23 protein-coding genes and 2 pseudogenes are annotated in these 25,614 nt (G+C 40.3%); 20 read left to right on the top strand and 5 right to left on the bottom strand.

Going from position 1 to position 25,614, the window contains the following annotated elements:
- Window positions 1-95 precede the first annotated feature (95 nt).
- Together lptF and lptG are read left to right on the top strand one after the other, a co-directional pair.
- Entirely contained in the window at window positions 96-1,193 is a 1,098-nt protein-coding gene (lptF, locus tag DXZ23_RS05480; protein ID WP_021724337.1) for an LPS export ABC transporter permease LptF, read from the top strand.
- Window positions 1,194-1,216: 23 nt separating this feature from the next.
- The gene (gene lptG, locus DXZ23_RS05475) at window positions 1,217-2,284 is read left to right on the top strand and encodes an LPS export ABC transporter permease LptG (RefSeq protein ID WP_017806532.1); all 1,068 of its coding nucleotides are present in this window, start codon (window positions 1,217-1,219) and stop codon (window positions 2,282-2,284) included.
- 42 nt (window positions 2,285-2,326) lie between these two features.
- Here the strand turns inward: lptG and DXZ23_RS05470 are convergent.
- A protein-coding gene (locus DXZ23_RS05470) for an IS3 family transposase (RefSeq protein WP_114995450.1) occupies window positions 2,327-3,666 on the bottom strand; the annotation gives its coding sequence in 2 pieces (ribosomal slippage) (window positions 2,327-3,216 and window positions 3,216-3,666; 1,341 coding nt in all).
- Between the two features lie 47 nt (window positions 3,667-3,713).
- Between DXZ23_RS05470 and DXZ23_RS05465 the strand changes: the two genes are divergently transcribed.
- The 4 genes and pseudogenes from DXZ23_RS05465 (at window position 3,714) to DXZ23_RS05450 (ending at window position 7,419) form a co-directional block, all read left to right on the top strand.
- Window positions 3,714-4,631, top strand: coding sequence for a mechanosensitive ion channel family protein (locus DXZ23_RS05465; protein ID WP_017806534.1), 918 nt, complete (start codon window positions 3,714-3,716; stop codon window positions 4,629-4,631).
- Between the two features lie 274 nt (window positions 4,632-4,905).
- Window positions 4,906-5,490 carry a fimbrial protein gene (locus DXZ23_RS05460; protein ID WP_017806535.1) on the top strand — a complete coding sequence of 195 codons (585 nt, stop codon included), beginning with the start codon at window positions 4,906-4,908 and terminating at the stop codon, window positions 5,488-5,490.
- Window positions 5,491-5,585: 95 nt separating this feature from the next.
- Window positions 5,586-6,277: pseudogene (locus tag DXZ23_RS05455) on the top strand (fimbria/pilus periplasmic chaperone).
- Between the two features lie 71 nt (window positions 6,278-6,348).
- Window positions 6,349-7,419 (top strand): fimbria/pilus outer membrane usher protein, encoded by a 1,071-nt coding sequence (locus DXZ23_RS05450; RefSeq protein ID WP_238544420.1) that lies wholly within the window; start codon window positions 6,349-6,351, stop codon window positions 7,417-7,419.
- Here DXZ23_RS05450 and DXZ23_RS05445 read toward each other — a convergent pair.
- A pseudogene (locus DXZ23_RS05445) lies at window positions 7,420-8,070 on the bottom strand (IS1595-like element ISHpa1 family transposase).
- A gap of 31 nt (window positions 8,071-8,101) precedes the next feature.
- Between DXZ23_RS05445 and DXZ23_RS05440 the strand changes: the two are divergent.
- Both DXZ23_RS05440 and DXZ23_RS05435 read left to right on the top strand, forming a co-directional pair.
- A complete protein-coding gene (locus DXZ23_RS05440) occupies window positions 8,102-9,529 on the top strand; it encodes a fimbria/pilus outer membrane usher protein (protein WP_026138557.1) in 1,428 nt (475 codons plus the stop codon).
- 11 nt (window positions 9,530-9,540) lie between these two features.
- The gene (locus tag DXZ23_RS05435; protein WP_017806536.1) at window positions 9,541-10,677 is read left to right on the top strand and encodes a fimbrial protein; all 1,137 of its coding nucleotides are present in this window, start codon (window positions 9,541-9,543) and stop codon (window positions 10,675-10,677) included.
- A 229-nt stretch (window positions 10,678-10,906) separates the two neighbouring features.
- Here the strand turns inward: DXZ23_RS05435 and pta are convergent, their stop codons facing one another.
- Window positions 10,907-13,045, bottom strand: coding sequence for a phosphate acetyltransferase (gene pta / locus DXZ23_RS05430; RefSeq protein WP_017806537.1), 2,139 nt, complete (start codon window positions 13,043-13,045; stop codon window positions 10,907-10,909).
- Between the two features lie 71 nt (window positions 13,046-13,116).
- Complete coding sequence (locus tag DXZ23_RS05425; RefSeq protein ID WP_017806538.1) at window positions 13,117-14,319, bottom strand: acetate kinase; 1,203 nt, start codon at window positions 14,317-14,319, stop codon at window positions 13,117-13,119.
- A 251-nt stretch (window positions 14,320-14,570) separates the two neighbouring features.
- Here DXZ23_RS05425 and yfbV point away from each other — a divergent pair, with 251 nt between their 5' ends.
- The 11 genes from yfbV (at window position 14,571) to DXZ23_RS05380 (ending at window position 22,014) form a co-directional block, all read left to right on the top strand.
- A complete protein-coding gene (gene yfbV, locus DXZ23_RS05420; RefSeq protein ID WP_017806539.1) occupies window positions 14,571-15,011 on the top strand; it encodes a terminus macrodomain insulation protein YfbV in 441 nt (146 codons plus the stop codon).
- A gap of 148 nt (window positions 15,012-15,159) precedes the next feature.
- Complete coding sequence (locus DXZ23_RS05415; protein ID WP_017806540.1) at window positions 15,160-15,669, top strand: CvpA family protein; 510 nt, start codon at window positions 15,160-15,162, stop codon at window positions 15,667-15,669.
- Window positions 15,670-15,682: 13 nt separating this feature from the next.
- Entirely contained in the window at window positions 15,683-17,194 is a 1,512-nt protein-coding gene (gene purF, locus DXZ23_RS05410) for an amidophosphoribosyltransferase (protein ID WP_017806541.1), read from the top strand.
- Window positions 17,194-17,775, top strand: coding sequence for a UbiX family flavin prenyltransferase (locus DXZ23_RS05405; protein ID WP_017806542.1), 582 nt, complete (start codon window positions 17,194-17,196; stop codon window positions 17,773-17,775). Before purF ends, DXZ23_RS05405 begins: the two co-directional genes overlap by 1 nt.
- A 357-nt stretch (window positions 17,776-18,132) precedes the next feature.
- Window positions 18,133-18,792 carry an IS1595 family transposase gene (locus DXZ23_RS05400; protein ID WP_017805094.1) on the top strand — a complete coding sequence of 220 codons (660 nt, stop codon included), beginning with the start codon at window positions 18,133-18,135 and terminating at the stop codon, window positions 18,790-18,792.
- Between the two features lie 159 nt (window positions 18,793-18,951).
- Complete coding sequence (locus DXZ23_RS05395; RefSeq protein WP_021724328.1) at window positions 18,952-19,524, top strand: tetratricopeptide repeat protein; 573 nt, start codon at window positions 18,952-18,954, stop codon at window positions 19,522-19,524.
- A complete protein-coding gene (locus tag DXZ23_RS15360; RefSeq protein ID WP_017805851.1) occupies window positions 19,525-19,698 on the top strand; it encodes a hypothetical protein in 174 nt (57 codons plus the stop codon).
- Window positions 19,698-20,711, top strand: a complete 1,014-nt coding sequence (locus DXZ23_RS05390) for a tetratricopeptide repeat protein (protein ID WP_021724327.1) — start codon at window positions 19,698-19,700, stop codon at window positions 20,709-20,711. Before DXZ23_RS15360 ends, DXZ23_RS05390 begins: the two co-directional genes overlap by 1 nt.
- Before the next feature lie 56 nt (window positions 20,712-20,767).
- Entirely contained in the window at window positions 20,768-21,103 is a 336-nt protein-coding gene (locus DXZ23_RS05385) for a hypothetical protein (RefSeq protein ID WP_021724326.1), read from the top strand.
- A gap of 12 nt (window positions 21,104-21,115) precedes the next feature.
- Window positions 21,116-21,376, top strand: coding sequence for a hypothetical protein (locus DXZ23_RS15235; RefSeq protein WP_017806543.1), 261 nt, complete (start codon window positions 21,116-21,118; stop codon window positions 21,374-21,376).
- Window positions 21,277-22,014 carry a tetratricopeptide repeat protein gene (locus DXZ23_RS05380; RefSeq protein ID WP_081637496.1) on the top strand — a complete coding sequence of 246 codons (738 nt, stop codon included), beginning with the start codon at window positions 21,277-21,279 and terminating at the stop codon, window positions 22,012-22,014. The genes DXZ23_RS15235 and DXZ23_RS05380 overlap by 100 nt, the downstream gene beginning before the upstream one ends.
- A gap of 69 nt (window positions 22,015-22,083) precedes the next feature.
- Here DXZ23_RS05380 and purE read toward each other — a convergent pair whose 3' ends face one another.
- A complete protein-coding gene (gene purE, locus DXZ23_RS05375) occupies window positions 22,084-22,584 on the bottom strand; it encodes a 5-(carboxyamino)imidazole ribonucleotide mutase (RefSeq protein ID WP_017806546.1) in 501 nt (166 codons plus the stop codon).
- A 306-nt stretch (window positions 22,585-22,890) separates the two neighbouring features.
- Here purE and pepN point away from each other — a divergent pair, with 306 nt between their 5' ends.
- On the top strand, window positions 22,891-25,500 hold the full coding sequence (gene pepN / locus DXZ23_RS05370; RefSeq protein WP_017806547.1) for an aminopeptidase N: 2,610 nt from the start codon (window positions 22,891-22,893) through the stop codon (window positions 25,498-25,500).
- The last annotated feature ends 114 nt before the right edge of the window (window positions 25,501-25,614 follow it).

Raw genomic sequence — 25,614 nt, 5'->3', positions numbered from 1 at the left:
TTTACTGCCATCGTGTTAAAAATACGGTATTATACGCCATTCCATTTGAAATGACTTTGATAAAAATTGCAAGTGAAAACAAGATAGGCAATGCTGTGATTTTAACGAGATATTTAACCAAAGAAGTATTAAAAAGCCAAACTGCGATTCTTTTCATTTTACTTCTCATCTTTTTCTGCCAACAACTTGTTCGAGTGCTGGGATCGGCAGCAAACGGTAATGTTCCCGCCGATTTAGTGCTTTCGTTATTGGGATTAGGGATGCCCGCAATGGCACAATTAATGTTACCACTCTGTTTGTTTATTGCTCTGTTGCTCACCTTTGGGCGGTTGTATGCGGAGAGCGAAATCACAGTAATGCGGGCTTGTGGCGTAGGGCAGGGATTATTGGTGAAAGTGGCGTTATTGCTTTCATTGGTTACAGCCAGCTTTGCGGCTTATAACGTGTTGGAACTTTCTCCTTGGGCATTGCAAAAACAAAGCCAAATTGTCAAAGAAGCCAAAGCCAATCCTACAGTGGGGGCATTAGTCGCTGGGCAGTTTATCTCAGTGAGTAGCAACGATCAGGTGCTATTTATTGATAAAGTCCAAAATAATGCCATTTCAGGTGTGTATGTTTTCCAAATGCAAAATAAGAAGAATCAAAAGCCTTCGGTGATTGTGGCGGATTTTGGAGAGATCACCGCATTACCGAATGGCGATCAGGTGCTTAATCTCAATCATAGCCAGCGGGTGGAGGGCAGTGCGGTATTGCCTGATTTCCGCATTACGGATTTTGAACGCTATCAAGCCTATCTCGGTTATAAAGCGACAGCCAATGATGAAGACGATGCGGAAACCTTATCTTTCCAGCAACTTTTAGCAAATACAACGCCTGCGGGAAAAGCGGAACTACATTGGCGGATTACCCTTGTTTTAGCCGTGCCGTTAATGGCATTAATTGCTGTGCCGATGAGCCGTGTTAATCCACGTCAGGGGCGTTTTGCGAATATTCTGCCCGCTTTGTTGCTCTATTTGATTTATTTTTTATTGCAAAGCTCGTTGAAATCCGCAGGGGCTGCGGGGAAATTAGATGCCAGCCTATGGCTTCCTTTGGTGAATATAGGCTTTTTTGTGTTAGGCATTTTGCTCAATAGCTGGAACAGTGCCGTGATGTATAAAGTGCGTTATGCGTTGTTCAAAAAACGTCGCTAGGAAAAAAGTTAGGAACAAAAATAATGATGAATACCTTAGACCGTTATATTGGCAAATCCATTTTGGGGGCGATTTTTGCTGTGTTGCTCACATTGGTGGGGCTTTCGGCGATTATTAAATTTGTTGAACAGTTTCGTAGCGTAGGAAAGGGAACATATGATGTGTTGCAAGCAGGGCTGTTTACGCTTCTCACCATTCCTAAAGATATTGAAACCTTTTTCCCAATGGCAGCATTATTGGGGGCGTTGATTGCGTTAGGAAATTTAGCCAGCCGTAGTGAATTGGTAGTAATGCAGGCTTCGGGCTTTTCGCGTTTAAAAATCGGGCTTGCGGTGATGAAAACCGCAATTCCACTCGTGATTATCACAATGGCGATCGGCGAATGGGGCATTCCGCAAACGGAACAATTTGCCCGCGATATGCGAACCCGTGCGATTTCAGGCGGTGAAATGCTTTCAGTGAAAAATGGGGTTTGGGCGAAAGAAGGCAATGATTTTATTTATGTCAGACAGATTATCGATAACGTCAAACTGAACGACATCTATATTTACCACTTCAATGATAATCGCCAATTAACCCAAGTAAGCCACGCCAATCAAGCGGAATTTAGGGACGGAAATTGGCAATTAAATCAAGTCAATAAATCTCAAATCGGCACGGATAAAATTGATACGACTAACTATCTGTATGAAACCTGGCAAACGACGCTCACGCCCGATAAATTAGGTATCGTTTCCCTCCGCCCGACTTCCTTATCCATTTCAGGGCTGGCGGAATACATTGCGTTTATGAAAGAAACGGGGCAAGACGCAAAACGCTTTGAACTGACTTATTGGCGGAAACTATTTCAACCCATTTCTGTGGGTGTGATGATGTTGTTGGCGTTATCCTTTATTTTCGGGCCATTGCATAGTGTAACAATGGGGGCAAGAATGCTCACAGGTATTTGCTTCGGTTTTCTTTTTTATGTGGTTAATGAGATTTTCGGACCACTCAGTTTAGTTTATAATGTGCCACCGAACGCAGGGGCATTAATGCCAAGCGGATTATTTATTCTCATCACTTGGTGGCTGTTAGCACGCAAACGCTAAGCCAAAAGTGCGGTGTAAATGATCTGCCCCCAAAAAGTTAGACTATATTTTAATTTCATTCAAGGACTGAGTTCTGTATTCCACAGGGCTTAGTCCTTTGAGCTTCACTTGAATACGCTCATTGTTGTAGTAATGAATGTACTCGTGAATCACTTTTTCAAGCTGTTCAAAGGTTTCAAACCGCTTGCCAAAGTAACATTCCGTCTTCAATCGCCCGAAAAAGCTTTCCATCGCACCATTATCAAGGCAATTGCCTTTTCTCGACATACTTTGCGTAATACCGTGTTTTTTCAATATCTCTCGATAACCCATCATTTGATACTGCCATCCTTGGTCGGAATGCAGTATCGGTTTTTCCCCCGCTAATCGGTTCACCGCCTGGGTCAGCATTCTGGTTATCTGCTCAAAATTCGGACTTCTCGCCACATCATAAGCAATAATTTCGTTATTAAACAAGTCTTTAATCGGCGATAAATACACTTTGCCTTCCGCACATTTGAACTCGGTGATATCCGTTACCCACTTCTCATTCGGCATCGTTGCCGTAAAATCCCGTTGCAACAGATTATCGGCAATGTGTCCCACTTTGCCTTGGTAAGAACGATATTTTTTCTGCTTACTTTTTCCTTTTAACCCCAAACGTTGCATTATCGCTTGCCCCCTTTTGTGGTTGATAATCAAGTATTTCCTTAATTCCAAGGTAATTCGACGATAACCATAATTTTCGTCATTTTTGCGATAAATTTCCTCTATTTTCTGTGAAATCGCTACATTTTTATCCGACTTTGGCTTGAGATGATAAAAGAACGAACTGCGTGCCAATCCGATTAGCCTGAGTAACAATTCCAACGGGAAACGCAAGCGTAAGGCATTTACGATGACGGCTTTTTCTGCATTTTTTGTTGGTTGAGTTCCTGCAACTTTTTTAGCATTGCATTCTCCGCTTCTAATTCCAAAATTCGGTAACGCAAGCGTTCTTCTTCTGTTTTGGGCGTTGGTGGCATTTTAGGTGAGTTGAGTTTCATACTTGGACGACCTTTAGGTTTGAGTAATAACCCATCTATACCTTGTTTTTCAAAGCGTTGCAACCATTGACTAATTATCCCTGAACTGGGGATATCAAAGCGAAAGCAGGCGGCTTCAGCGGAGCACTGGCCTTTTTTGATAGCTTGAATAACCTTTAATTTAAACTCAACAGAATAATATCGTTTTTTACTTAATACAGCTAATCCATTGATTCCATTATGATTAAATTTCGCAATCCAACGTGCTAACGTGCTTTGGGGAAGCTGAAAATACTGGCGAGTAAGCGAACGGTTTTTTCCATTTTGATGATAAAAGTCGAGCACTTGTTGTTTGAAACGTTGAGTATATTTAGTCATAAAAAATCTGCACCTTAATCAGTTGGTTATTTAGTCCAACTTTTGGGGTGCAGATCAATTCATTAGATTTAGTTACCCACACCCTTACGCAATGGAAAGATTGGCTCATTGGCTTCATTCCTAACATTGTGTCAGCCATTATTTTACTTGTTTTATTTTATTTCCTCGCCAAAATTTTGAGTAAAACGGCGTTACGCATTTACAGCCGTCTGTTCCCAGCCAATCGCCGTGCGGCAAAGGGCATCGAAATTAGCGTGAAAATTCTCATTTGGTTCTGTGGTGTAATTTTAGCCTTACAAGTGTTGCATTTAGCCTCATTTCTTACCCACTTACTTGCTGGAGCAGGAATTGTGGGAATTATCGCAGGGTTTGCCTTTAAAGACATTGCGTCAAACGCTTTTTCTGGCTTGTTGATTAAATCCGAACAGCCTTTCGACATCGGCGACTGGGTAAATATTAATAATTCTATCGGAAAAGTGGTGAACATCGGCTTAGTAACCGTCGAGCTGGAAACCATCGAGGGCGAAACCGCGTTGATTCCTAACCAATTGATTTATAGTGCTGAATTTTTCAACTATTCAAAATTGAAAAAACGTCGCGTGATTTTATCCACAGGGGTTTCTTATGGCGACGATTTGGAAAAAGTGCGTCAAACCACGTTGGCATTAATGCAGGAATGGGATTTTGTGATTGATAAAAATGACATCAACTTTTATTTCACCGATATTGGTAGCTCCACCTATGATTTCATCGTGCATTTTTGGGTCGATTTAATTACCTATGAAGACTATTTAGAATCTAAAAGCCAAGCCATAATGGCATTGAAAAAACGCTTTGAGCAAGAAAACATCAGCATTGCCTATAACGTAACCACCCTTGATTTTGGTGTGAAAGGCGGTGTGAATTTGTTTGATAAAGCCGTAAAATTTGAACAAGATATGACCCCGCAAGCAAAGGCTGAATAATTTTTGTGGCGTTGAAGAAGTAAAAAGTCTATGTAAAAATCTATTTAAATGGGCTTTAGAGGACAGATATAGGTCTAGCACAAAGTGTTAGACCTTTAATGTAATAAGAGTGTCTATATTATTCTTTCAATGTTAAACCCTTTATCAAATACTACTATTATTTTTCATTAACTAAGTGATAAATATTTCATTTTATTTGTAATATTTACTTGCCCCCCCCGAAATTTTGTATACTCTAGGCGAATTTACTTAATCCTTAAGGAGTATTGAAAAAATGAAAAAATTGGTTTTAACAACTTTAATTGCCGCTGGATTGGGGGTTGCTCAAACAGCATTTGCCGACCAAACAAACTCAGGAACTATTACTATTACAGGTAAGGTACTAGATACGACTTGTAAAATTAATGGGCAAGATAGTGGTGATCTTACTGTAAAATTACCACCAGTTTCTACGAAAGCATTAGCTTCAACAGGAAAAACTGCAGGTACTACATTATTCACTATTGATCTAAGCGAATGTTCTTCAGCAAGTAGTAAGCTTGCAAGTAAAGCAGCTGTCTATTTTTCAAATGATGCTGACAAAGTGACGGCTGATGGTAAACTACTAAATAAACCAGGTGGTTCTCCAGGTGATGCTGCTCAAAATGTGGTTGTTCAGTTGCTTCATAAAGATGATACTGTGATTGATATTACTCAAGCATATGATCAATATACACAAGATAAAGATAAAGTTGCAATTACTGGAAACTCTCCGAATGGGAAAGCGAAACTTCAATATAAAGCACGTTATTATGCAACTGATGTAGCTGGTGCTGGTGAAGTGAAGTCTACCGTGAATTATACCATCGCATACGAATAATCTTTTTTATTTATCGGGCAGATTTCCTGCCCGATTTTTTAATTATCTTATTATTTTTTATTACTTACTTTTTTGTGTGTTTTATTGGGGGGCTTATGTTGAAATTTTTTTTCACCATCATTATTGCGTTTATGGCAATGTCTGTTTCAGCCAATGTGATTATCACAGGCACCCGTGTGATTTATCCTTCTAATCAGAAGAATGTAAGTGTACAACTTACGAATGCGGGAACTAATCCTTCTTTAGTTCAAGCTTGGATTGACAATGGTGATCCGAAAGCTTCACCAGAAACAATTAAAACGCCCTTTGTGATTACACCGCCGATTTCTCGCATTGATGGAAATAAAGGGCAAACACTGCGTATTACCTATACAGGTGCCTCACTGCCTAAGGACCGTGAATCTATTTTCTATTTAAATGTATTAGATATTCCACCAAAGCCAAAAGACCAAAATCAAAATTATTTACAAATTTCCTTGCGTAGCCGTATCAAACTTTTTTCCGCCCAGTGGAATTAACAATTTCGCCGAGTGATGCCTATTCACAAGTAAAATGGCGTGGGCAGGGTAAACAATTGTTTGTGGACAATCCAACTCCTTATTACATCACTTATCCAGAAGTGAAAATTGGCACAGCAGAAACCCTGAGTGCGAATATGATAGCACCGTTTTCACAAGCCACTTTTCAATTAAATAAACCGATTCCAGCTAAAGCAACCACCGTAACTTGGACTGTTATTAACGATTATGGTGCAACGCCAAGTGGCACTAGTGCTATGCAATATTAATAATAAATATGATAAAACCTAAATTTTTCAGCAAACCAACAAAATTCAAACTAAGCTATTTATCATTAATTTTGTTAAATAGTTGGTTTAGTTATGTTTATGCTAATGAATATGTGGAGTTCGATTCTGATTTTTTGTTTGGCAGTGAGAGTAGAAAAAATGTTGATGTTCAACGTTTTAGTTATGATAACGCAGTGCCAGCAGGTGAATATACTGTAGATGTTTATTTGAATGAAAATTTGCTTGGGCGTATTAATATTCAATATGCTGATGTACCTAATCAAAAACGTACCGCACTATGTGCGACAGAAACATTACTTACGTTGTTAGATTTAAAAAATGAAGCGTTGGCAGATAAGCCTAAAGCAACGAAGGCAAATTGTCAGTTTTTCTCTGAACTCGTCCCTGAAGCCACAGCGAGCTTTGATATAGGGCAATTACGATTAGATGTGAATATCGCACAGGCTCTAATTACCCAACGTCCACAGGGCTATATTTCACCAGCACAATGGCAAGATGGCACTCCCGTTGCTTTTGTGCGTTATGATGCAACACATTATCGTTATAAGTATTCAGATATAAACGCTCAACAGACCTATTTGGGCATTGAGGCAGGTGTTAATTTATTTGGTTGGGCATTGCGTCATCGTGGTTCTCAGACTTGGACTGATCAACAAAAACAGAGCTATCAGCGAATTGCAACCTATGCTAAACACGATGTTCCTCTGCTACGCGGTCAATTTACCATTGGAGATTTTTATACCAATGGCAGATTAATGGACAGTATCGCAATTCGAGGGGTGCAGTTAGAATCCGATGATAGAATGCTTGCAGCTTCTGAACGTTACTATGCACCAGTTATACGAGGCGTTGCCAATACTAATGCGATTGTTAGCGTTCGACAAAACGGTAATCTATTACGAGAAGTTTCTGTACCTGCGGGAGCTTTCTCCATTGATGACCTATTCCCAACCGGTTATGGTGGTGATCTTGAGGTGGAAGTGTTAGAAGCAAATGGCGAGAAACGCAAATTTACAGTGCCATATACTGCTACTGCGCAATTAATCCGCCCAGGTTATAGTCGTTATCAATTAAGTGCGGGGCGTTATCGTTATAATAATGAAAGGGGCTGTCCTAGATAACTAGACTAAACTCCCTTTAACCAATTGTTTTAAAATAGAAATTTGACTTTTTATGTTGCTGTAATTAAAACGCCATTCACATTCCTTTAAATAAAGCTCAAAATGCGCTTTTGGGATACCATTAAATTTGCGTAAATGGCGTTTTGCTTGGCTTCAAAAATTCTCAATTCCGTTAATGTGGTTATGATTTTCAGCAAAATGTGTGCTGTGATTGATACGAAAATGACTAAATTCACTCACATCAAGCACGTCATAACTACGATAATTATCGGTGTAAACAATACTATCAGGCTTTACCTGCTCCCGAATAATGGGTAACAAGGTGGCAGATTGCGTATTTGGAACCGCAACGGTATAAACCTTGCCATTGCGCTTGAGAAGCCCGAATACCGCAATTTTCCCTGCCGCACCACGACCACGTTTGCCTTTGCGAGCACCGCCAAAATAACTTTCATCGGCTTCAATTTCACCTTCAAACATCTCTAAGTGAAGGCTGTTTTGATAGATGAGTTGGCATAAACGATGAAAGTAATATGCGGCAGTCGTTTTGTTTACATTGACTAACTCTGCTGCTGTCCTTGCAGTAACACCTGCAACAAATAGCTCAATGAGTTTATTTTGTTTGTGCTGACTTAGACGACTTTTTCTCATTGGTTCATTATAACCTAAATAGATTTTTTAGTTGTTATCTAGGACAGCCCCTAATGAAATTTTAGATAATGTTGCACAAGCAACCTGGCAATATGGATTAAGCAATAATATCACATTTAACCTTGGTGCAATCTTAGCTAAAAATTACCATTCAGAATTAATTGGTGTTGCAATTAACACGCCTATTGGTGCATTTTCTGGAAATGCAACATTCTCAACGGCTAAACTTTTGGATTCGCAACAAAAATATAAGGGATATAACCTTCATTTCAGTTATAACACCCATATTGAACCAACCAATACAAATGTAACATTGGCAGCATATCGCTATTTATCCCGTAAGTATTACAGTTTGCAAGATACGATATTGGCGAACAATCGTGATTTTGTTGATAGACAAGAGATTGATATGTCGTCATATTATTATCGTCCAAAGAATCAATTTCAAGTAACAGTCAGCCAAGTGTTTAAAGACAATTGGGGAAGTGTTTATGTTAATGGTAGCACCTATACCTATTGGGATAGCAATGAGAAACGCAATGAATACCAAATTGGTTATGGTAATAGCTATAAAAGACTCAGTTACAGTTTTTCTTTTTCACAAGGGAAAACAAGTGATGGCAACAATGATAGAAGAGTTTATCTGTCATTATCCTTGCCGTTAGGTAATAGCGTTAATAGTGCTTATATTTCGCAAACGCTTAATTATAATAAAGAAAATGGCTATTACGCCTCAACTTCGTTATATGGGTCATTGGGCGAACAAGGCAAATATAACTACAATATTGCAGTGAGCAAACAGAAAGATAACAGTAATATTTCCTTTAACAATAACTACTCAAGCCCACAAGCACGCCTTAGTGCTTCTTGGAGCCGTGATAATAAAGGCAGTCAGCAAATATCATTCGGTGCATCTGGTGCTGTTGTGGCTCATCCAAAAGGCATTACATTATCCAATGATTTAGGCGATAGTTTTGCAATTATTCACGCCAAAGGTGCAAAAGGGGCATTAATTAATGGTTCGGTAGGTAATAAAATTGATTACTTCGGTAACGGTATTGTGCCTTATATTGAACCTTACGCAATTAACTATGTAGGGCTGGATGGGAATTCGCTACCAAGCACGGTTGAGCTATCAGCCACAGAACAATCGGTAATTCCGCGTGCCAATCAAGCAATATTAGTGAATTTTGAAACAGAGCAAGGTGCGGTTGTCTTCTTTGAATTAACTAATGATGAAAAAGAGTTGCCACCATTAGGTACAGAAGTATTTGATCAAAATAATCAATCAGTCGGTGTGGTGGCACAAGGTGGCACAATCTATACTCGAGGCATTGCAGAAAGTGGTGAATTAAAACTTTCTTGGGGCGAAACACGTTGCCATATCAATTATCAATTGCCACAAGAGAGCGATAACACAATGCCTGTTATTGTGCCAGTACAATGCCAGTTTTATTAAAAGGGGAAAAAATGAAAGGGAAAATAATTCATTGGTTTATATCAATGATGGCTTTGGTGATTTTGTTTAAACCATCATTTTCTTTTGCCTATATATTTGAAGGGAAAGATGTTGGAGGATCGACAGTACCACCAAAGCAAGAACGTTATTTTAACGTTAATTATCATCGTGTTGGTTATAATGAGGTGGTTTATCGTTGGAATATAGGTGAAATAATGGCGGGAAACTACTGTAGGCAACGTGCTGGTGTAATGAATCCAGTGGATAAATATTGGTTAGAAATTAAATATTTTGATACACAAGAAAAAAATAGTCAGTATTTTGAAAGAAGGTTACTGGAAGTAAATAATCGTCTAGTAACAATTAATGATGCAAGCTCATATCAATTTGCTATTGTTGAGCGTGGACAATCATTGACATTTGATTTAAGACTAAAGCTAAAAGATACTTTTCTCTATAATACAACGCCATCGGATATTTCTATTCCAGCAGGCACGCCATTGGCAATCATTACGATGTTATGTGTGGATAAAACGACACCAGGTAATACCGTAACGGATTATCAAGATAAAGATAATAGGGAGTATAAATATAATTCATTCTCTATGATAAAAATTACCTCCGCGGATTCGGCAACCTTTAGTTTTGCCCGGACTTGCACACTGGAAAATAATAACCAAACGATTAAACTAAAAGATGTGACTGTAAAAGAACTTAATGAGAATGACGAAGTGCTAGGTAAAACTTTTGATATTGGGCTTAATTGCCCCGGAGGAAGTGTAAAAAATGCTTATATTCTCTTTACTGATGCTCTTTCTCCATCAAATACAGGCACGCTACCGCGTGTTGGGGCAATTGGAAGATTATATTCAGATGAAACTATGGCTACAAAGACTGTATTAAGCGTAAAAGATTCAGTGACTGGACAGTATTTAACTTATAGACAACCTTTAATAGCAAATGGTGATTTTTTTAATAAGCCAACAGGAAATCAAGCGGCAGGTTTTTACTCATTTAATCAGGAGACATTAACTATTAACCGAAAGCCTAAGCATCGTTATGAGGTTTATTATCGTAAGTTACCAAATAGCACGCCGAAAGCTGGAACAATATCAGCCAAGATGACTTACAATATTTATTATGATTGATTACGCATAATCTTATTGCTTCTTTAGCATAATCAAATTGTTGATAAAACGTTCTCCCCTTGGCTAAGAGGAGAGCGTTTTTATTTCTGATGAGTATGAAGCTATTTTTCATTAAGTGGGGGATAAAAAACAAACCTATGACAAATATCATAGGTTTGTGACTAGTCTAAGTTTAAAAATCTGCACAATTTGTGCAGATTTCAAAGTGCGGTCTATTTTTTCGCTGTTTTTATTGTGTTGCTTGGATTGCGGTTAAGGCAATGGTGTACACAATATCATCCACTAATGCACCGCGAGAAAGATCGTTCACTGGTTTACGCATACCTTGTAGCATAGGACCAATCGAAACGAGATCTGCTGAGCGTTGTACCGCTTTATAAGTGGTGTTACCCGTATTCAGATCTGGGAAAATAAACACCGTTGCTTTACCGGCAACTGGCGAGTTTGGTGCTTTAGAACGTGCCACATCTTCCATAATTGCCGCATCATATTGTAATGGACCGTCAATAATCAGATCTGGGCGTTTTTCTTGGGCGATGCGGGTGGCTTCTTTCACTTTTTCTACATCTGCACCGCTACCTGATGTACCTGTAGAGTAGGAAATCATTGCCACTTTTGGATCAATACCGAAGGCTTTAGCAGAATCTGCAGATTGAATCGCGATTTCTGCAAGCTGTTCTGCCGTTGGATCTGGGTTTACCGCACAATCGCCATAAACCAGCACTTGATCAGGCAATAACATAAAGAAGATAGAAGAAACAATAGAATTACTTGGAGCCGTTTTGATGATTTGCATTGGTGGGCGAATAGTATTGGCTGTGGTATGAACTGCACCTGAAACTAAGCCATCAACTTCGTTTGCTTCGAGCATCATTGTACCAAGAACCACGGTATCTTCTAATTGTTCACGAGCGGCTTCTTCCGTCATTCCTTTGTTTTTACGTAATTCGACAAGACGATCAACATAATTTTCACGTACGCTGGCTGGATCGATAATTGTAATCCCAGCACCTAATTTCACTCCTTGAGCTTCAGCAACACGTTGAACATCTGCAGGGTTAGCTAATAGCACACATTCTGCAATGCCACGTTCAGCACAAAGTGCGGCAGCTTTTACGGTACGAGGCTCATCACCCTCAGGTAAGACGATACGTTTTTTCGCTTGGCGTGCTAATTCGGTTAATTGGAAGCGGAACGCTGGTGGCGACAAACGGCGTTGGCGAGATGAGGCAGCAACGATTGAAGTAATGAAATCAGCGTCAAATTGTTGGCTAGTGTATTGTTTGATATTCTCAATACGCTCTTTATCATCTACAGGCACTTCAAGATTAAAGCTTTGTAAGGTTAATGCTGTTTGCCAAGTGTTGCCTTCAATACGGAAGATAGGTAAGCCTGAGTTTTCAAAAGCAGGTTGGCAGAGTTTTTTGATTTGGTTATCAATTTTATAGCCACCAGTTAAAAGTAAACCACCTAGCTCAATGCCATTACTTGCAGCGAGGGCAGCAGCCACAAGCACATCAGGTCGGTCTGCCGAGGTTACTAGCAAGCTCCCAGTGCGGAAATGCTCAACCATATTTGGTAATGTTCTTGCACAGAAAGTGATGCCACGAATACGGCGAGATTGAATTTCACCCTCATTAATAATTGCTGCACCAAGATGATTGACTAAATCAATTACTCGAGTAGCAATGAGTTCAGCACTCCAAGGAATGCAAGCTAAGATTTTAATAGGGCTTTGTTCAAATAGTTTGTAAACCTCTGATACATTATTGTGACTGTGCTGATAAGCATCAAAAATTTCGCTTAGATCTGGACGAGTACGGCCTGTTTCATCAATTGGTGCATTGAATTTGTTAATCACAACACCCAGTAAGTTTTTGTTATTTTTACCACCAAATTGTGAAGCCGCTGCTTCTATACGTTCTTTTAATTCCGCAGGCGTTTCGGTGGCTGGAGCTGCAACTAAAATAATCTCAGCATCTAAAGCTTGAGCAATTTCATAGTTAATGCTGTTGGCATAGCTATGTTTACGTGTTGGGATTAAACCTTCAACAATGATAATTTCATTGTTTTTAGCCAACTGTTGGTGATTTTCAACAATTTTCTCTAATAAAACATCAGATTGATTTTGCCCGATTAAACTTTCAGCTACGCTAAGCATAAATGGCTCAGCGGTTTCAATAGAAGTGCTAGTGCGAACAATTGAGGTGCTACGATCAAGCTTATCTTCACCGGTATTAGGCTGTGAAATTGGCTTCATAAAACCGATTTTGGCACCTTTTTCTTCAAGGGCACGAATTAAGCCGAGGCTAACACTGGTTAAACCTACACCAGTGCTGATAGGAATAAGAATAATTGTACGAGACATAATAAACCTTAAGGTTAAAACTGAATGAAAAAGAAACTGCCGAAGTACTCGGCAGTCTGTTTATTGCAAAATTAGATGCAAAGTTTTGCAGTATCTTGTGCGATTACTAATTCTTCGTTTGTTGGGATAACCATTGCAACAGGGGTGTTATCTGCGGTGATCACGCCTTCGTTACCAAAGCGTGCTGCAAGGTTTTTGTCGTTATCTAGTTTATAGCCGAAGAGTTTTAAATGCTCTAAGGTTTTTTCACGAACAAGTCCTGAGTTTTCACCAATACCACCAGTGAACACAATCGCATCTAAACGTTCGCCGATAACCGCCATATATGAACCAATATATTTTGCTAAACGGTAGCAGAATACATCTAAAGCACGTTTGGCAGGCTCTTCGGTTTCATAGTTATCTTCCGCATAACGACAATCGCTAGTTACTTCTGTTAAACCTAATAAACCTGACTTTTTGGTTAATAGGGTGTTAATTTCTTCAACGCTCATACCTAGGTTATCGTGTAGGTAGAAAATGATCGCGGGATCTAAATCCCCTGAGCGAGTTCCCATCACTAAACCTTCTAATGGGGTTAAGCCCATTGAGGTATCAATACATTTGCCGTGACGAACTGCCGCTACTGATGCACCGTTGCCTAAGTGACAAGTGATTACATTAACTTGATCCGCAGGCACGTTTAAACGCTCAGCCGCTTGTTGGCTTACATAGAAATGGCTTGTCCCGTGTGCACCGTAGCGGCGAACACCGTGTTCTTTATAAAGCGAATAAGGTAATGCGTAAAGGAATGCTTCTTCAGGCATTGTGGTATGGAATGCGGTATCAAACACTGCCACATTTTTATCTTTTAAATGCGGGAACATTTTGAACGCTTCTTCAATACCGATTAAGTGCGCAGGGTTGTGTAATGGCGCAAATTGGATCGCGTCTTTAATCCCTTGAATAACTCCATCATTGATGATTACAGAAGAAGTGAATTTCTCACCACCGTGAACAATACGGTGACCAATTGCCACAATCTCATCTTTTAATGATGGATCTAATGGGAAAATATTGTTCACAATAAATGCAAGTGCTTCACTATGTGCCGCACCAGCACCTAATTCTGCATTGCCTTTTTCGCCGTGTAATTTCCATTTGATACGCGCATCTGGCAGGTGGAAAGCTTCTGCAAGACCAGATAATTTTTCTTCACCTGTTACAGGGTCTAAAATAGAAAATTTAAGTGATGAACTACCGCAGTTAAGTACGAGAACTAATTTTTGAGACATAAGTAACCTATTTTTAATTAAGTTAAAAGGATTCCGTCTAAATAGCCTAAACGGAGCGACATTTATAAAGCCGTTAAACCTATATAGGATACACCTTTCAACAGATAAAATAAATTCTCAAGCTAGAAAAAATACGATTTTTATCAAAAAAATGATTAAAAATTAAAATATTTTTATAAGAATTAAGCGAGAAGTCCTAAACCGAGATCGGCTATAATGGGAATATGACAACCATAAACAAAGGAAAAACAATGAATTTTCTCACCGCACTTAAACAAGGGCAAGGTTATTTAAACACTTGGCCGTTAATCCCTAAACTTGGAATGATCTTCCCTGAAAACCGTGTGATTAAAGCGACAAAATTTGCACAGAAGCTAATGCCGTTTCTCGCCGTGTTCGCCTTAGTTTGGCAACAGATTTATGCCAAAGAGGAGATAATGGCATTTGCCGCCGCCATTTTAACCGCACTTTTTGCCTTGTGCTTACCCTTGCAAGGATTATATTGGCTAGGCAATCGGGCTAGCTCTCCATTGCCTGCGAAAAGTGCGGTGCAATTTTCAGCCCTTTTTTCACAATTAGAAAAAGCGGGTTGTGTGCTTGCTAAAGTCGATCAGCCAACTTATCAAGATTTAGCCCAATTATTACACAAAGCCCAGAAGCATTTACCTGCTGATTTTTGGCAATCTCTGTGATGGTGTGTGTGTTGATCCCCTTGAGGGCGGGTGATATAGTACGCCACTTTTTAACCCTCAGGATAAAAAACTGCAAATAATGCTACGCAAACGTTTTCGTTTTTTGCTAGAATAGTGCGGTCATAAATATCCTCCTTTTTGTTGAGAGATGATTTCTGTGAACAACTATATAGATTTTATTATTATCGGAATTATTGCCTTTTCTATTATTGTCAGCTTACTGCGTGGTTTTGGGCGTGAGGTGATGTCTTTAGCCAGTTGGGTGGTTGCCTTTTTAGTGGCGAATCACTTTTATCCTTATGTCGCCAGTTTTCTTACTCAAATTGAATCCAACTATATGCGTAATGGGGCGGCGATTGCCATTTTATTTATTGCAACCTTAATTATGGGGGCGTTGGTCAATTATCTTGTGAGCCAATTAGTGGATAAAACAGGGTTGTCAGGCACGGATCGCGTATTAGGCGGCTGTTTCGGTTTATTGCGAGGTGTCCTCATCGTTGCAGCCTTATTATTCTTTGTGGATACCTTCACCAATTTCAACCAAAGTGATCTATGGAAAGAATCAAAATTAATCCCGCACTTTGGTTTTATTGTGGAATGGTTCTTCCAAAAAATTCAGGAAAATTCCAGTTTATTAAACTCAACATTAACTCAATAGGGGATAACACGAAATGTGTGGTATTGTCGGTATTATCGGTCAAAGTCCAGTAAACCAAGCTATTTATGATGGCTTAACTGTGTTGCAACATCGCGGGCAAGATGCCGCAGGAATTGTAACCATTGACGATGAAAATCGTTTTCGCTTACGCAAAGCCAATGGGCTGGTGAGCGATGTTTTCCAACAAGTGCATATGTTGCGTTTGCAAGGCAATGCAGGGATTGGACACGTTCGTTATCCGACAGCGGGAAGTTCAAGCGTTTCAGAGGCTCAGCCCTTTTATGTCAATTCGCCTTATGGCTTAACCTTAGTGCATAATGGCAATTTAACCAATTCGGAACAGCTGAAGAAAACCTTATTTGAACGGGCGAGAAGGCACGTTAATACCAATTCAGATTCTGAAGTGCTACTTAATATTCTCGCTTACCACCTAGACCACATCTACACCCAACACCTTTCCGCCGAAGACATTTTCCACGCCATTAAAGCTACGAATAATGACATTCGTGGGGCTTATGCTTGCATCGCAATGATTATCGGACACGGAATGGTGGCTTTTCGCGACCCGAATGGTATTCGCCCATTGGTGCTAGGCAAACGCGAAGAAAAAGGCAAAACAGAATATATGTTTGCCTCTGAAAGCGTAGCATTAGATGTGGTGGGCTTTGAATTTGTGCGTGATGTTCAGCCGGGCGAAGCGGTGTATATCACCTTTGACGGCAAACTTTACGCCCAGCAATGTGCAGACAAACCAAAGCTCAACCCTTGTATTTTTGAATATGTTTATTTTGCCCGCCCAGATTCTTATATTGACGGCGTTTCTGTCTATGGGGCAAGAGTACATATGGGCGAGCGTTTAGGGGAAAAAATCGCCCGTGAATGGCCAGATTTAGACATTGATGTGGTGATCCCTGTGCCTGAAACGTCCAATGATATTGCTTTACAAATCGCCCATATTTTAAACAAGCCCTATCGTCAAGGCTTCGTGAAAAATCGCTATGTGGGTCGCACCTTCATTATGCCAGGGCAAACTCAGCGTGCCAGTGCGGTACGCCGTAAACTCAACACCATTTCTTCTGAGTTTAAAGGGAAAAATGTGCTGTTAGTGGACGATTCCATTGTGCGTGGCACAACCTCGCAACAAATTGTGGATATGGCACGGGCTGCGGGAGCGAAGAAAATTTATTTTGCCTCTGCCGCGCCTGAAATTCGCTATCCCAATGTGTACGGTATTGATATGCCAACCAAACATGAGCTGATCGCCTATGGACGGGATGTGGACGAGATCGCTAAGCTCATCGGCGTGGATAAATTGATTTTCCAAGATTTAGATGCACTCACCCAATCCGTACAACAAGAGAACCCAGCCATTAAAGGTTTTGATTGTTCTGTGTTTACAGGCGAATATATTACAGGCGATATTACCGCCGAATATCTTGACCAAATTGCTGATTTACGCAATGATAGTGCAAAGAAAAAGCGTGAAAAAGACGCAACCAATCTTGAAATGCACAACGAGAGCTAATGACAAAACAACGTTTAATTATTGGGATCACAGGGGCTTCTGGGGCGATTTATGCGGTACGCCTGCTTGAAGTTTTGCGATCCCAAACCAATATCGAAACCCACCTGATTATCAGCAATGCTGCCAAACAAACCCTCACGGTAGAAACGGATTACAGCATTCAAGCGGTGAAAGCCCTTGCGGATAAAACCTACGACGTGCGGGATATTGGCGCGGCAATTTCTTCAGGATCATACCGCACTTTAGGAATGGTGATTTTACCCTGTTCAATCAAAACCTTATCGGGCATCGCCCACAGCTACACAGATGATTTAATTACCCGTGCCGCTGATGTGTGCTTAAAAGAACGTAACCCATTGTTTTTATGTGTGCGAGAAACCCCGTTACATTTAGGGCATTTACGCTTAATGACGCAAGCCGCAGAAATTGGCGCAACCATAATGCCTCTAATGCCCGCCTTTTACCACCGCCCAGCAAGCCTTGACGACATCATCAACCAAAGCATTAACCGCCTATGCGATCAATTTGGCATTGAGCTTGAGGAAGAACTTTTTCAGCGTTGGGGAGAACATTCGTTTTAGCATTATTGATGTTTATAATCCTCCCAAACTGAACGCAAAAAGAGAATAGCGTTACAGGCTCAACAGCACATAAGCATTTGCATCAGGTGTAACTTATTTTAACCTACGATAGCTTGTATTTTTTATCTTTTCCCTATAACGCTTTTTATTGTAAGACGATTAAAATTACAGCCTAATCCATTCATATTTTTATTACCATTTTTAGCATTTTCCCACCCTTAAAATTAGGTTAAATATTCAACAACTTCAAGGGAGTATACTCCCTGTTGTTCTCTCTGTAAAGAGAGAACAAAACCCTTTGCCGAAAGGAAAAAATTTGGGGCTGTAGTAGATTAGTAACAATGCTATACTACAAAAATGAAGATAACATATTGTAAATTAAAGCAATCCATACAGAAAAAACTGCTTGAGTTTTTTGTCGCAGAAGTTACTGCAAGAACAGCAGCAAATTTGCTAGATATTCAACCGAATACAGCCGCTTTGTTCTACCATAAAATCAGGCTTGTGATTGGCTATCATTTATCCCTTGAAGTTAACGAGATTTTTGAGGGGGAAATTGAACTAGACGAAAGCTATTTTGGTGGTCATCGAAAGGGAAAACGAGGACGAGGACGAGGAGCGGCTGGAAAAGTTGCTGTTTTTGGGTTACTAAAACGACAAGGAAAGGTATTTACTGTTGTGGTTGAAAACACCAAGAGTGAAACATTACTCCCTGTTATTAAAAGAAAAATCAAGCCTGATAGCTGGGTTTATACGGACACTTATCGCAGTTATGATGCGCTTGATGTGAGTGAATTTCACCACGAACGAATCAATCATTCCGAGCTATTTGCGGTGAAACAAAATCATATTAATGGCATTGAAAATTTTTGGAATCAGGCGAAGCGGATACTGCGAAAATATAATGGAATTAACCGAAAAAACTTTCCTTTATTCTTGAAGGAATGTGAATTTCGGTTTAACTTTGGGACACCAAAAGAGCAGTTAAAAATATTGCGAAAATGGTGTGAAATTTAGGGCTAATCTACTACAGCCCCAAAAATTTTGTTACTTAGATTGAAATATGTACAGCAGAGAGAAGGGAATATTCTTACTGCTTTTTTCTTTGTGGAGAGCCTTCTCTTTGCTTTATCGTTTCAATCATTGGTTTAAATCACTTTATATAAGGAAAACACAATGAAATTCACAAAAACGTTATTAACCACCGCTCTTTTTTCACTTTCTGTATTGAGTACCACGCAAATGGCGTATGCAGAAACCAATAACGCTGAGCTTGTTCAGCAAGCTGTTTTATCGGGGGGAGAACAATTAAAACAAGTAAGGGAGGCTCTTGAAAAGAACGAATTTGATACGGTTATTTCTTTGACTCAACCATTAGCAGAGCAAGGGAATGTGGTGGCACAAACTGCTTTGAGTATAGCATATGAGGGTAAAAAAGAGCATTTCCAAGCGTTTAAATGGAGTCAAAAAGTAGCAGAACAGGGATTGTCATTCGCTCAATATAAATTGGGGAGAATGTATGACAACGGACAAGGAGTAAAACAGGATTATTTCCAAGCGGTGAAATGGTATCAAAAAGCCGCAGAGCAGGGAGATGCATCGGCTCAAAATAATTTGGGGATAATGTATCGCTTAGGGAAAGGCGTTAAACAAGATGATAATCTTGCCAAAATGTGGGCGGGCAAAGCTTGTGAGAATGGAGAGCAAAATGGGTGTGATGTGTATCGTATGTTAAATGAGGGAAAATAAATGCGAGCAAAATTAGCTTCATTCTTTGGCAAGATGGCGTTTTTGGCGTTTGCGATTTTAGCCGCTTGCATTGCCTTTTTACCCTATGTGGGAGTGAAAATTACTTATGTGTGCTTACCCGTGGGCGTGATAAGTGGGCTGTTATGGTATTGGTTTAGCGAAAAGGAAGAATAATGAAAAATACAACAAAAATTTTCACCGCACTTTTTATTTCTGCGGTCATCAGTGGGGGCGTTTACTATACACAATTCACTCCTGAACAACGGGAAATTCGCCAGTTAGAAAAAAATGTACAACTAGTGCGAGATTATGACGATGAAGAAGCTTGGAAAGCCCTTGAACAAGTTCCCCATGAGCGTTTACGATTGCTGGCGGAAAAAGGCAACGCTGCAGCACAATATCAATTAGGGGTTTATTACGATAGTAAAGATAAAAAAGCACTAGCAGAAACGTGGTTTAAAAAAGCAGCAGAACAGCATTTTGCAATGGCTTATCGCCAGTTAGCCCTTATTGAAGCACGAAAACACGACAACCAACAAAAATATATCGAATTTCTGAAACAAGCCTATCAGCTTGGGGATAAAGGTAGTCAGATGTTATTGGCAGTAAACGCACTAGAAGAGGATGATAAGCTCACCGCCTTAATGTTAGTGGAGGAAGTGGCACAGCAAGATTATGCTTGGGCTCAAGCTCAATTAGGTCAATGGTATTTTGATGGGAATGTCGCATCAAGGGATTGGAAAAAGGCGTTTTATTGGTTTAATAAAGCTTATGCCAATTCCAAAATATACCATCAGGATGGCGTTTATCAGGTTGCACGAGGACAGTCTAGACCGATAATAATACAAAGAGAATTGGCGATTTTGTATTTATTAGGCATTGGCACAGCAAAAAATGAGGATAAAGCGGTAGCGTTGTTGGCTGAAATTCCAGAAATCGCACAGGAAGAGGATATTGCTACCTTATCGGATTTAAAAATTTATATTGTAGGAATGAAAGATAAAATTGATGATCCGCTTGTTCAAGATAAAATTGAGCAGTTAGAAGAGGAAATGGTGGCGAGTAAAGAGCCAAAAATCTTGATCTTGCTAGGCGAAAAGGAAAGCGATCAGTCTAAAGCGAAAGTCTATTTTGGCGAAGCCTGTGATGCAGGGAGTCAAAAGGGCTGTGATAATATCGAGAGCTGAATGAGAAAGGCGTTAAATAAGCCTTTTTAGCTTGTATTCAACCAAGAGGAAAAACAATGAAAAAAACAACCGCACTTTTAAGCCTTGCTTTCGCCCCTTTAGTGCAAGCAGGGAATTGGGGATCTGAGTTGAAAGCGGAAATGACTTATTCCATTTATCAAAAATGTAACGATGACGAAAGCAAAATAGGTACACTTGCAAAATTGATGGATATTTCAAAAGCCACTTGGTGCGGTTGTTTGCTTTCACAAATGCAAACAGAATTTGATAAAATGCAGTTGGAACAACGCTTAAATCAAGGTGAGATGACCATTAAGCAATTTGAGCAAAGTATGGAGCAAGTGGGCGAAAAGGCTGCGGATTATTGCGTTGAAAGACATTGGAAAAATTAACTAGGAAACGAGATGAAATTAAGTAGAAATTTATTGGCTATGGTGTTGTTGTCTTTTACTGTGTTGGGAGCAACTCCTGTGTTTGCACAACTCAATGATGATTTAATTGAGCAAGCTATATTATCAGGCGGTGAGCCGTTGCAACAAGCCTTTGAAGCAGCGGATCGTGGTGAATGGCACAAGGCAGCGAAATTATTCCCGCCATTGGCAGAACAAGGCAATGTGGGGCACAATTTATGTTGGCTGCGATGTTTAACGAGGGAATGGGAGTAAAGCAAGATTTCCAACAAGCGGCTAAATGGTATGCAAAAGCCGCTGAGCAAGGGGTAGCGGAAGCCCAGTTTAGTTTGGCGAATGCTTATCACGAGGGTAAGGGGGTAAAACAAGATGATTTCCAAGCGTTTAAATGGACTCAAAAAGCGGCGGAACAGGGTTTAGCTAAAGCCCAATACTTTTTGGCGTTGAGTTATTATCGGGGCGAGGGCGTGGCTCAAGATTATGCACTTGCGGCAAAATGGTTTGAAAAAGCCGCAAAGCAACGAGAGGCAGATGCACAATATAATTTGGCATTGATGTATGCTCAGGGGCAAGGGAGGAAACAGGACAATCGCCAAGCCGTGAAGTGGTTTCAAGCCGCTGCAGAGCAAGGCGAGGCAGACGCACAATACGACCTTGCAATGATGTATCATCAAGGCAACGGCGTAGCCCAAGATTATCAGCAAGCACGAAAATGGCTGAAAAAATCAGCTGAACAGGGTAATGAATTAGCCTTAGTCGCACTGGGCGGTTATTATTTAGAGGGGTTTGGTGTACCAAAAGATCAACAAAAAGCCAAAGCCTATTTTGCACAAGCCTGCGAAGCGGGGGCTGATATGGGGTGTAGAATGGGAATGGAGTTAGAAGAAAAATAAGCATTTCCCTTTGGTTTAGATTGAGTTTTAAACAGGAAATGCCCACTTTATATAATGAATCGCAATAGGCTATTCCAATCTAGGATCAGGATTATCCAACACCATTTGCGTTTGATTTTGGCGGAATTGGTGTAAACGCTCAGCCAATTCAGGGTTAAAACGTGCTAAAATTTGAGCCGCTAGTAATCCCGCATTAACCGCACCTGCAGAACCAATGGCTAATGTTCCCACAGGAATGCCTTTTGGCATTTGCACGATAGAATAAAGACTATCCACACCATTTAAAGTGGCACTTTTCACGGGAACACCCAACACAGGCACAAGGGTTTTTGCTGCGATCATTCCAGGTAAATGAGCCGCACCGCCCGCTCCCGCAATAATGACTTTGTAGCCCTTTTGCTCAGCGGTTTCGGCAAAGTGGAAGAGTTTATCAGGGGTTCGGTGAGCAGAAACGATTTCAACGTGGTGAGGCACATTTAAGTCGGTTAAAACTTGTGCGGCTTCTTGCATTGTTGCCCAGTCGCTTTTTGATCCCATTACAATGGCAATTTCAACATTTTGATTTGGCATAATACTTCCTTTCTGTGAAAAATGGCGATAGTCTAGCATAGGATTTTTACACCAAGCAAACGTTTGCTTAGTTTTATGCGTAGTATCGTTCATAAATTTAGCGGCGATGATTTTCCAAGTTTGAAAGCCTATTAATAATTAAGGGAAAATGAGAATGTTAAACCCACAGTAAACCCATAAGGCGAAATGGGTTTTTCTTGCAACTTTTCGCTAAAAATCATATCCTAAGCGAAGTTTTTCTTATCTTTAAAAGCGTCTATTTTTCCAGCACAATGGAAAGAAAAATAGTCCAATTTAGGTATCATTATGCAGACTAAAGCAAAATATAGAAAAGATTATCGAACCCCTGACTTCACCGTAACGGATATTTTTTTTGATTTCCAACTTGATCCTGAAAAGACCATTGTAACGGCGAAAAGCCAATATCAACGCTTGAACCCAGAAAGCACCACATTGCATTTAGACGGACACAGTTTTCAATTCGCCGCCATTCGTTTAAACGGGGAAGATTTCAAACATTATCAACAAGATAGCGAAAGTTTAACGCTAGACTTAACGGGCGTAAGTGCGGATCAATTTCAGCTTGAAATTACAACTTACCTAAAACCTGCAGAAAATACCTCATTGCAAGGGCTGTATCAATCTGGTGAGGCATTATGTACTCAGTGCGAAGCGGAGGGTTTCCGCCAAATTACTTATATGTTGGATCGCCCTGATGTGCTTGCTCGTTACACCACGAAAATTACTGCGAATAAAGCCCAGTATCCTTATTTGCTTTCTAATGGTAATCGTATTGCCAGTGGTGATCTTGATGACGGACGGCATTGGGTGGAATGGCAAGATCCGTTCCCAAAACCAAGCTATTTGTTTGCCTTAGTGGCAGGGGATTTTGATCTGTTGCAAGATACCTTTACCACACAAAGCGGGCGTGAAGTGTTGCTTGAGCTTTATGTGGATCGTGGCAACTTAAATCGTGCCGATTGGGCGATGCAAAGCCTGAAAAAATCAATGAAGTGGGACGAAGAACGCTTCGGGCTAGAATATGATTTAGATATTTATATGATCGTCGCGGTGGATTTCTTCAATATGGGTGCAATGGAAAACAAAGGGTTGAATATTTTCAACTCAAAATTTGTGCTAGCCAACCCACAAACCGCCACAGATGAAGATTATTTGGCGATTGAAAGCGTGATCGCACACGAATATTTCCATAACTGGACAGGCAACCGTGTAACCTGTCGCGATTGGTTTCAACTGAGCTTAAAAGAAGGGCTGACCGTATTCCGCGATCAAGAATTTTCTTCTGATACGGGATCCCGTGCCGTAAATCGTATTAACAATGTGAAATTTTTGCGTACCGTGCAATTTGCTGAAGATGCAAGCCCAATGTCGCACCCAATCCGCCCTGAAAAAGTGATTGAAATGAATAATTTCTACACCGTAACCGTGTATGAAAAAGGGGCGGAAGTGATCAGAATGTTGCATACCTTATTGGGCGAACAAGGCTTCCAAGCGGGAATGCGGGAATATATTGCTCAAAATGATGGCAAAGCGGCTACTTGTGAAGATTTTATTCTTGCAATGGAAAAAGCCACAGGCGTGGATTTAACCCAATTCCGCCGTTGGTATAGCCAATCAGGTACGCCTGAATTAACCATCAGCGACAGCTATGATGAACGCAATCACATTTACCGTTTACAGGTTTCGCAAAACACCCCTGCGACGGCAGATCAAATGGAAAAAGTGAATTTACATATTCCATTAAAAATTGCCCTTTATGATGAGAACGGCGTTGAGCAGTCATTGCAACATAATGGGGAAGTGGTGAGCGATGTGCTGAATATTACCGCACAACATCAAACCTTTGAGTTTCATAATCTTTATGCTCGCCCCGTGCCAGCACTGTTATGCGATTTCTCAGCCCCTGTGAAATTGGATTATGATTACAGCACAAAACAGCTCATCACTTTGCTTAAATTCGCGAAAAATGATTTTATTCGTTGGGACGCAGCACAAATGCTGTTTAATAACGAGTTACGTCGTAACTTATCCAATTATCAGCAAGGGCAAAGCTTGGCATTTTCGAGCGAAATTTTGACCGCACTTCATCAAGTGCTGGAAAATTATCAACAAGATCCTGAGTTAACCACCTTAATTCTCACCTTGCCGAAAGAAACCGAATTTGCCGAGCTGTTTAAAACGATCGATCCTGAAGGTATCGCCGTGGTGCGTGAATTTATGTTGCGTACCCTTGCGGAACATTTGAAAGGGGATTTATTCCGCATTTATCAGCATATTCAGCTTGAAAGTTACCAAATAACCCAACAAGATATTGCGTTGCGAGCCTTGCGGAATTTATGTTTAAGCTACTTGGCATACACCCATTTAGGCAATAATTTAGTGTATAAACATTATATGAATGCCAATAATATGACAGATTGCCTTGCCGCACTCACGGCTGCGACCAAAGCACAGCTTCCTTGTTGTGAGGAATTGTTGAGTGATTTTGAACAAAAATGGCAACACGATGGCTTGGTAATGGATAAATGGTTCACCTTGCAAGCCACCCGCCCGAATGCGGAAGTCTTGCATAATGTGGTGCAATTAATGGATCACCCAAGTTTTAACTTTACCAATCCAAACCGCGTGCGTGCGTTGATTGGTAGCTTTGCGGGGCAAAATCCGCGTGCGTTCCATATGGCGGACGGCTCGGGCTATCGGTTCTTAACGGATATTTTAATCCGCCTAAACGAAACCAATCCGCAAGTGGCATCAAGATTAATTGAACCGTTGATTCGCTTTAAACGTTATGATGCACAGCGTCAAACTTTGATGAAACGAGCCTTAGAGCGATTAAGCGAAGTGGAAAATTTATCTCGAGATCTATTCGAGAAAATCGAAAAAGCACTTCAATAATGTAGCAAACAAAAGTGCGGTAATTTTTTACCGCACTTTTTTACCGTTGTTTCGATTCAAAATAAGACAAACTAACACCTATCTTGAAATCAAACGACAATGCAGTTTAACTAT

This window comes from Avibacterium paragallinarum, assembly GCF_900450705.1.
In the GTDB taxonomy this organism is placed as follows: domain Bacteria; phylum Pseudomonadota; class Gammaproteobacteria; order Enterobacterales; family Pasteurellaceae; genus Avibacterium; species Avibacterium paragallinarum.
This window is presented reverse-complemented; position numbering and strand designations above follow the sequence as displayed.

Coding starts and splice junctions, on each gene's coding strand:
- lptG (WP_017806532.1), top strand. CDS start 1,217: ATGATGAATACCTTAGACCGTTATATTGGCAAATCCATTTTGGGGGCG.
- DXZ23_RS05460 (WP_017806535.1), top strand. CDS start 4,906: ATGAAAAAATTGGTTTTAACAACTTTAATTGCCGCTGGATTGGGGGTT.
- DXZ23_RS05435 (WP_017806536.1), top strand. CDS start 9,541: ATGAAAGGGAAAATAATTCATTGGTTTATATCAATGATGGCTTTGGTG.
- pta (WP_017806537.1), bottom strand. CDS start 13,045: ATGTCTCGTACAATTATTCTTATTCCTATCAGCACTGGTGTAGGTTTA.
- DXZ23_RS05425 (WP_017806538.1), bottom strand. CDS start 14,319: ATGTCTCAAAAATTAGTTCTCGTACTTAACTGCGGTAGTTCATCACTT.
- yfbV (WP_017806539.1), top strand. CDS start 14,571: ATGAATTTTCTCACCGCACTTAAACAAGGGCAAGGTTATTTAAACACT.
- DXZ23_RS05415 (WP_017806540.1), top strand. CDS start 15,160: ATGATTTCTGTGAACAACTATATAGATTTTATTATTATCGGAATTATT.
- purF (WP_017806541.1), top strand. CDS start 15,683: ATGTGTGGTATTGTCGGTATTATCGGTCAAAGTCCAGTAAACCAAGCT.
- DXZ23_RS05405 (WP_017806542.1), top strand. CDS start 17,194: ATGACAAAACAACGTTTAATTATTGGGATCACAGGGGCTTCTGGGGCG.
- DXZ23_RS05400 (WP_017805094.1), top strand. CDS start 18,133: ATGAAGATAACATATTGTAAATTAAAGCAATCCATACAGAAAAAACTG.
- DXZ23_RS05395 (WP_021724328.1), top strand. CDS start 18,952: ATGAAATTCACAAAAACGTTATTAACCACCGCTCTTTTTTCACTTTCT.
- DXZ23_RS15360 (WP_017805851.1), top strand. CDS start 19,525: ATGCGAGCAAAATTAGCTTCATTCTTTGGCAAGATGGCGTTTTTGGCG.
- DXZ23_RS05390 (WP_021724327.1), top strand. CDS start 19,698: ATGAAAAATACAACAAAAATTTTCACCGCACTTTTTATTTCTGCGGTC.
- DXZ23_RS05385 (WP_021724326.1), top strand. CDS start 20,768: ATGAAAAAAACAACCGCACTTTTAAGCCTTGCTTTCGCCCCTTTAGTG.
- DXZ23_RS15235 (WP_017806543.1), top strand. CDS start 21,116: ATGAAATTAAGTAGAAATTTATTGGCTATGGTGTTGTTGTCTTTTACT.
- DXZ23_RS05380 (WP_081637496.1), top strand. CDS start 21,277: ATGGCACAAGGCAGCGAAATTATTCCCGCCATTGGCAGAACAAGGCAA.
- purE (WP_017806546.1), bottom strand. CDS start 22,584: ATGCCAAATCAAAATGTTGAAATTGCCATTGTAATGGGATCAAAAAGC.
- pepN (WP_017806547.1), top strand. CDS start 22,891: ATGCAGACTAAAGCAAAATATAGAAAAGATTATCGAACCCCTGACTTC.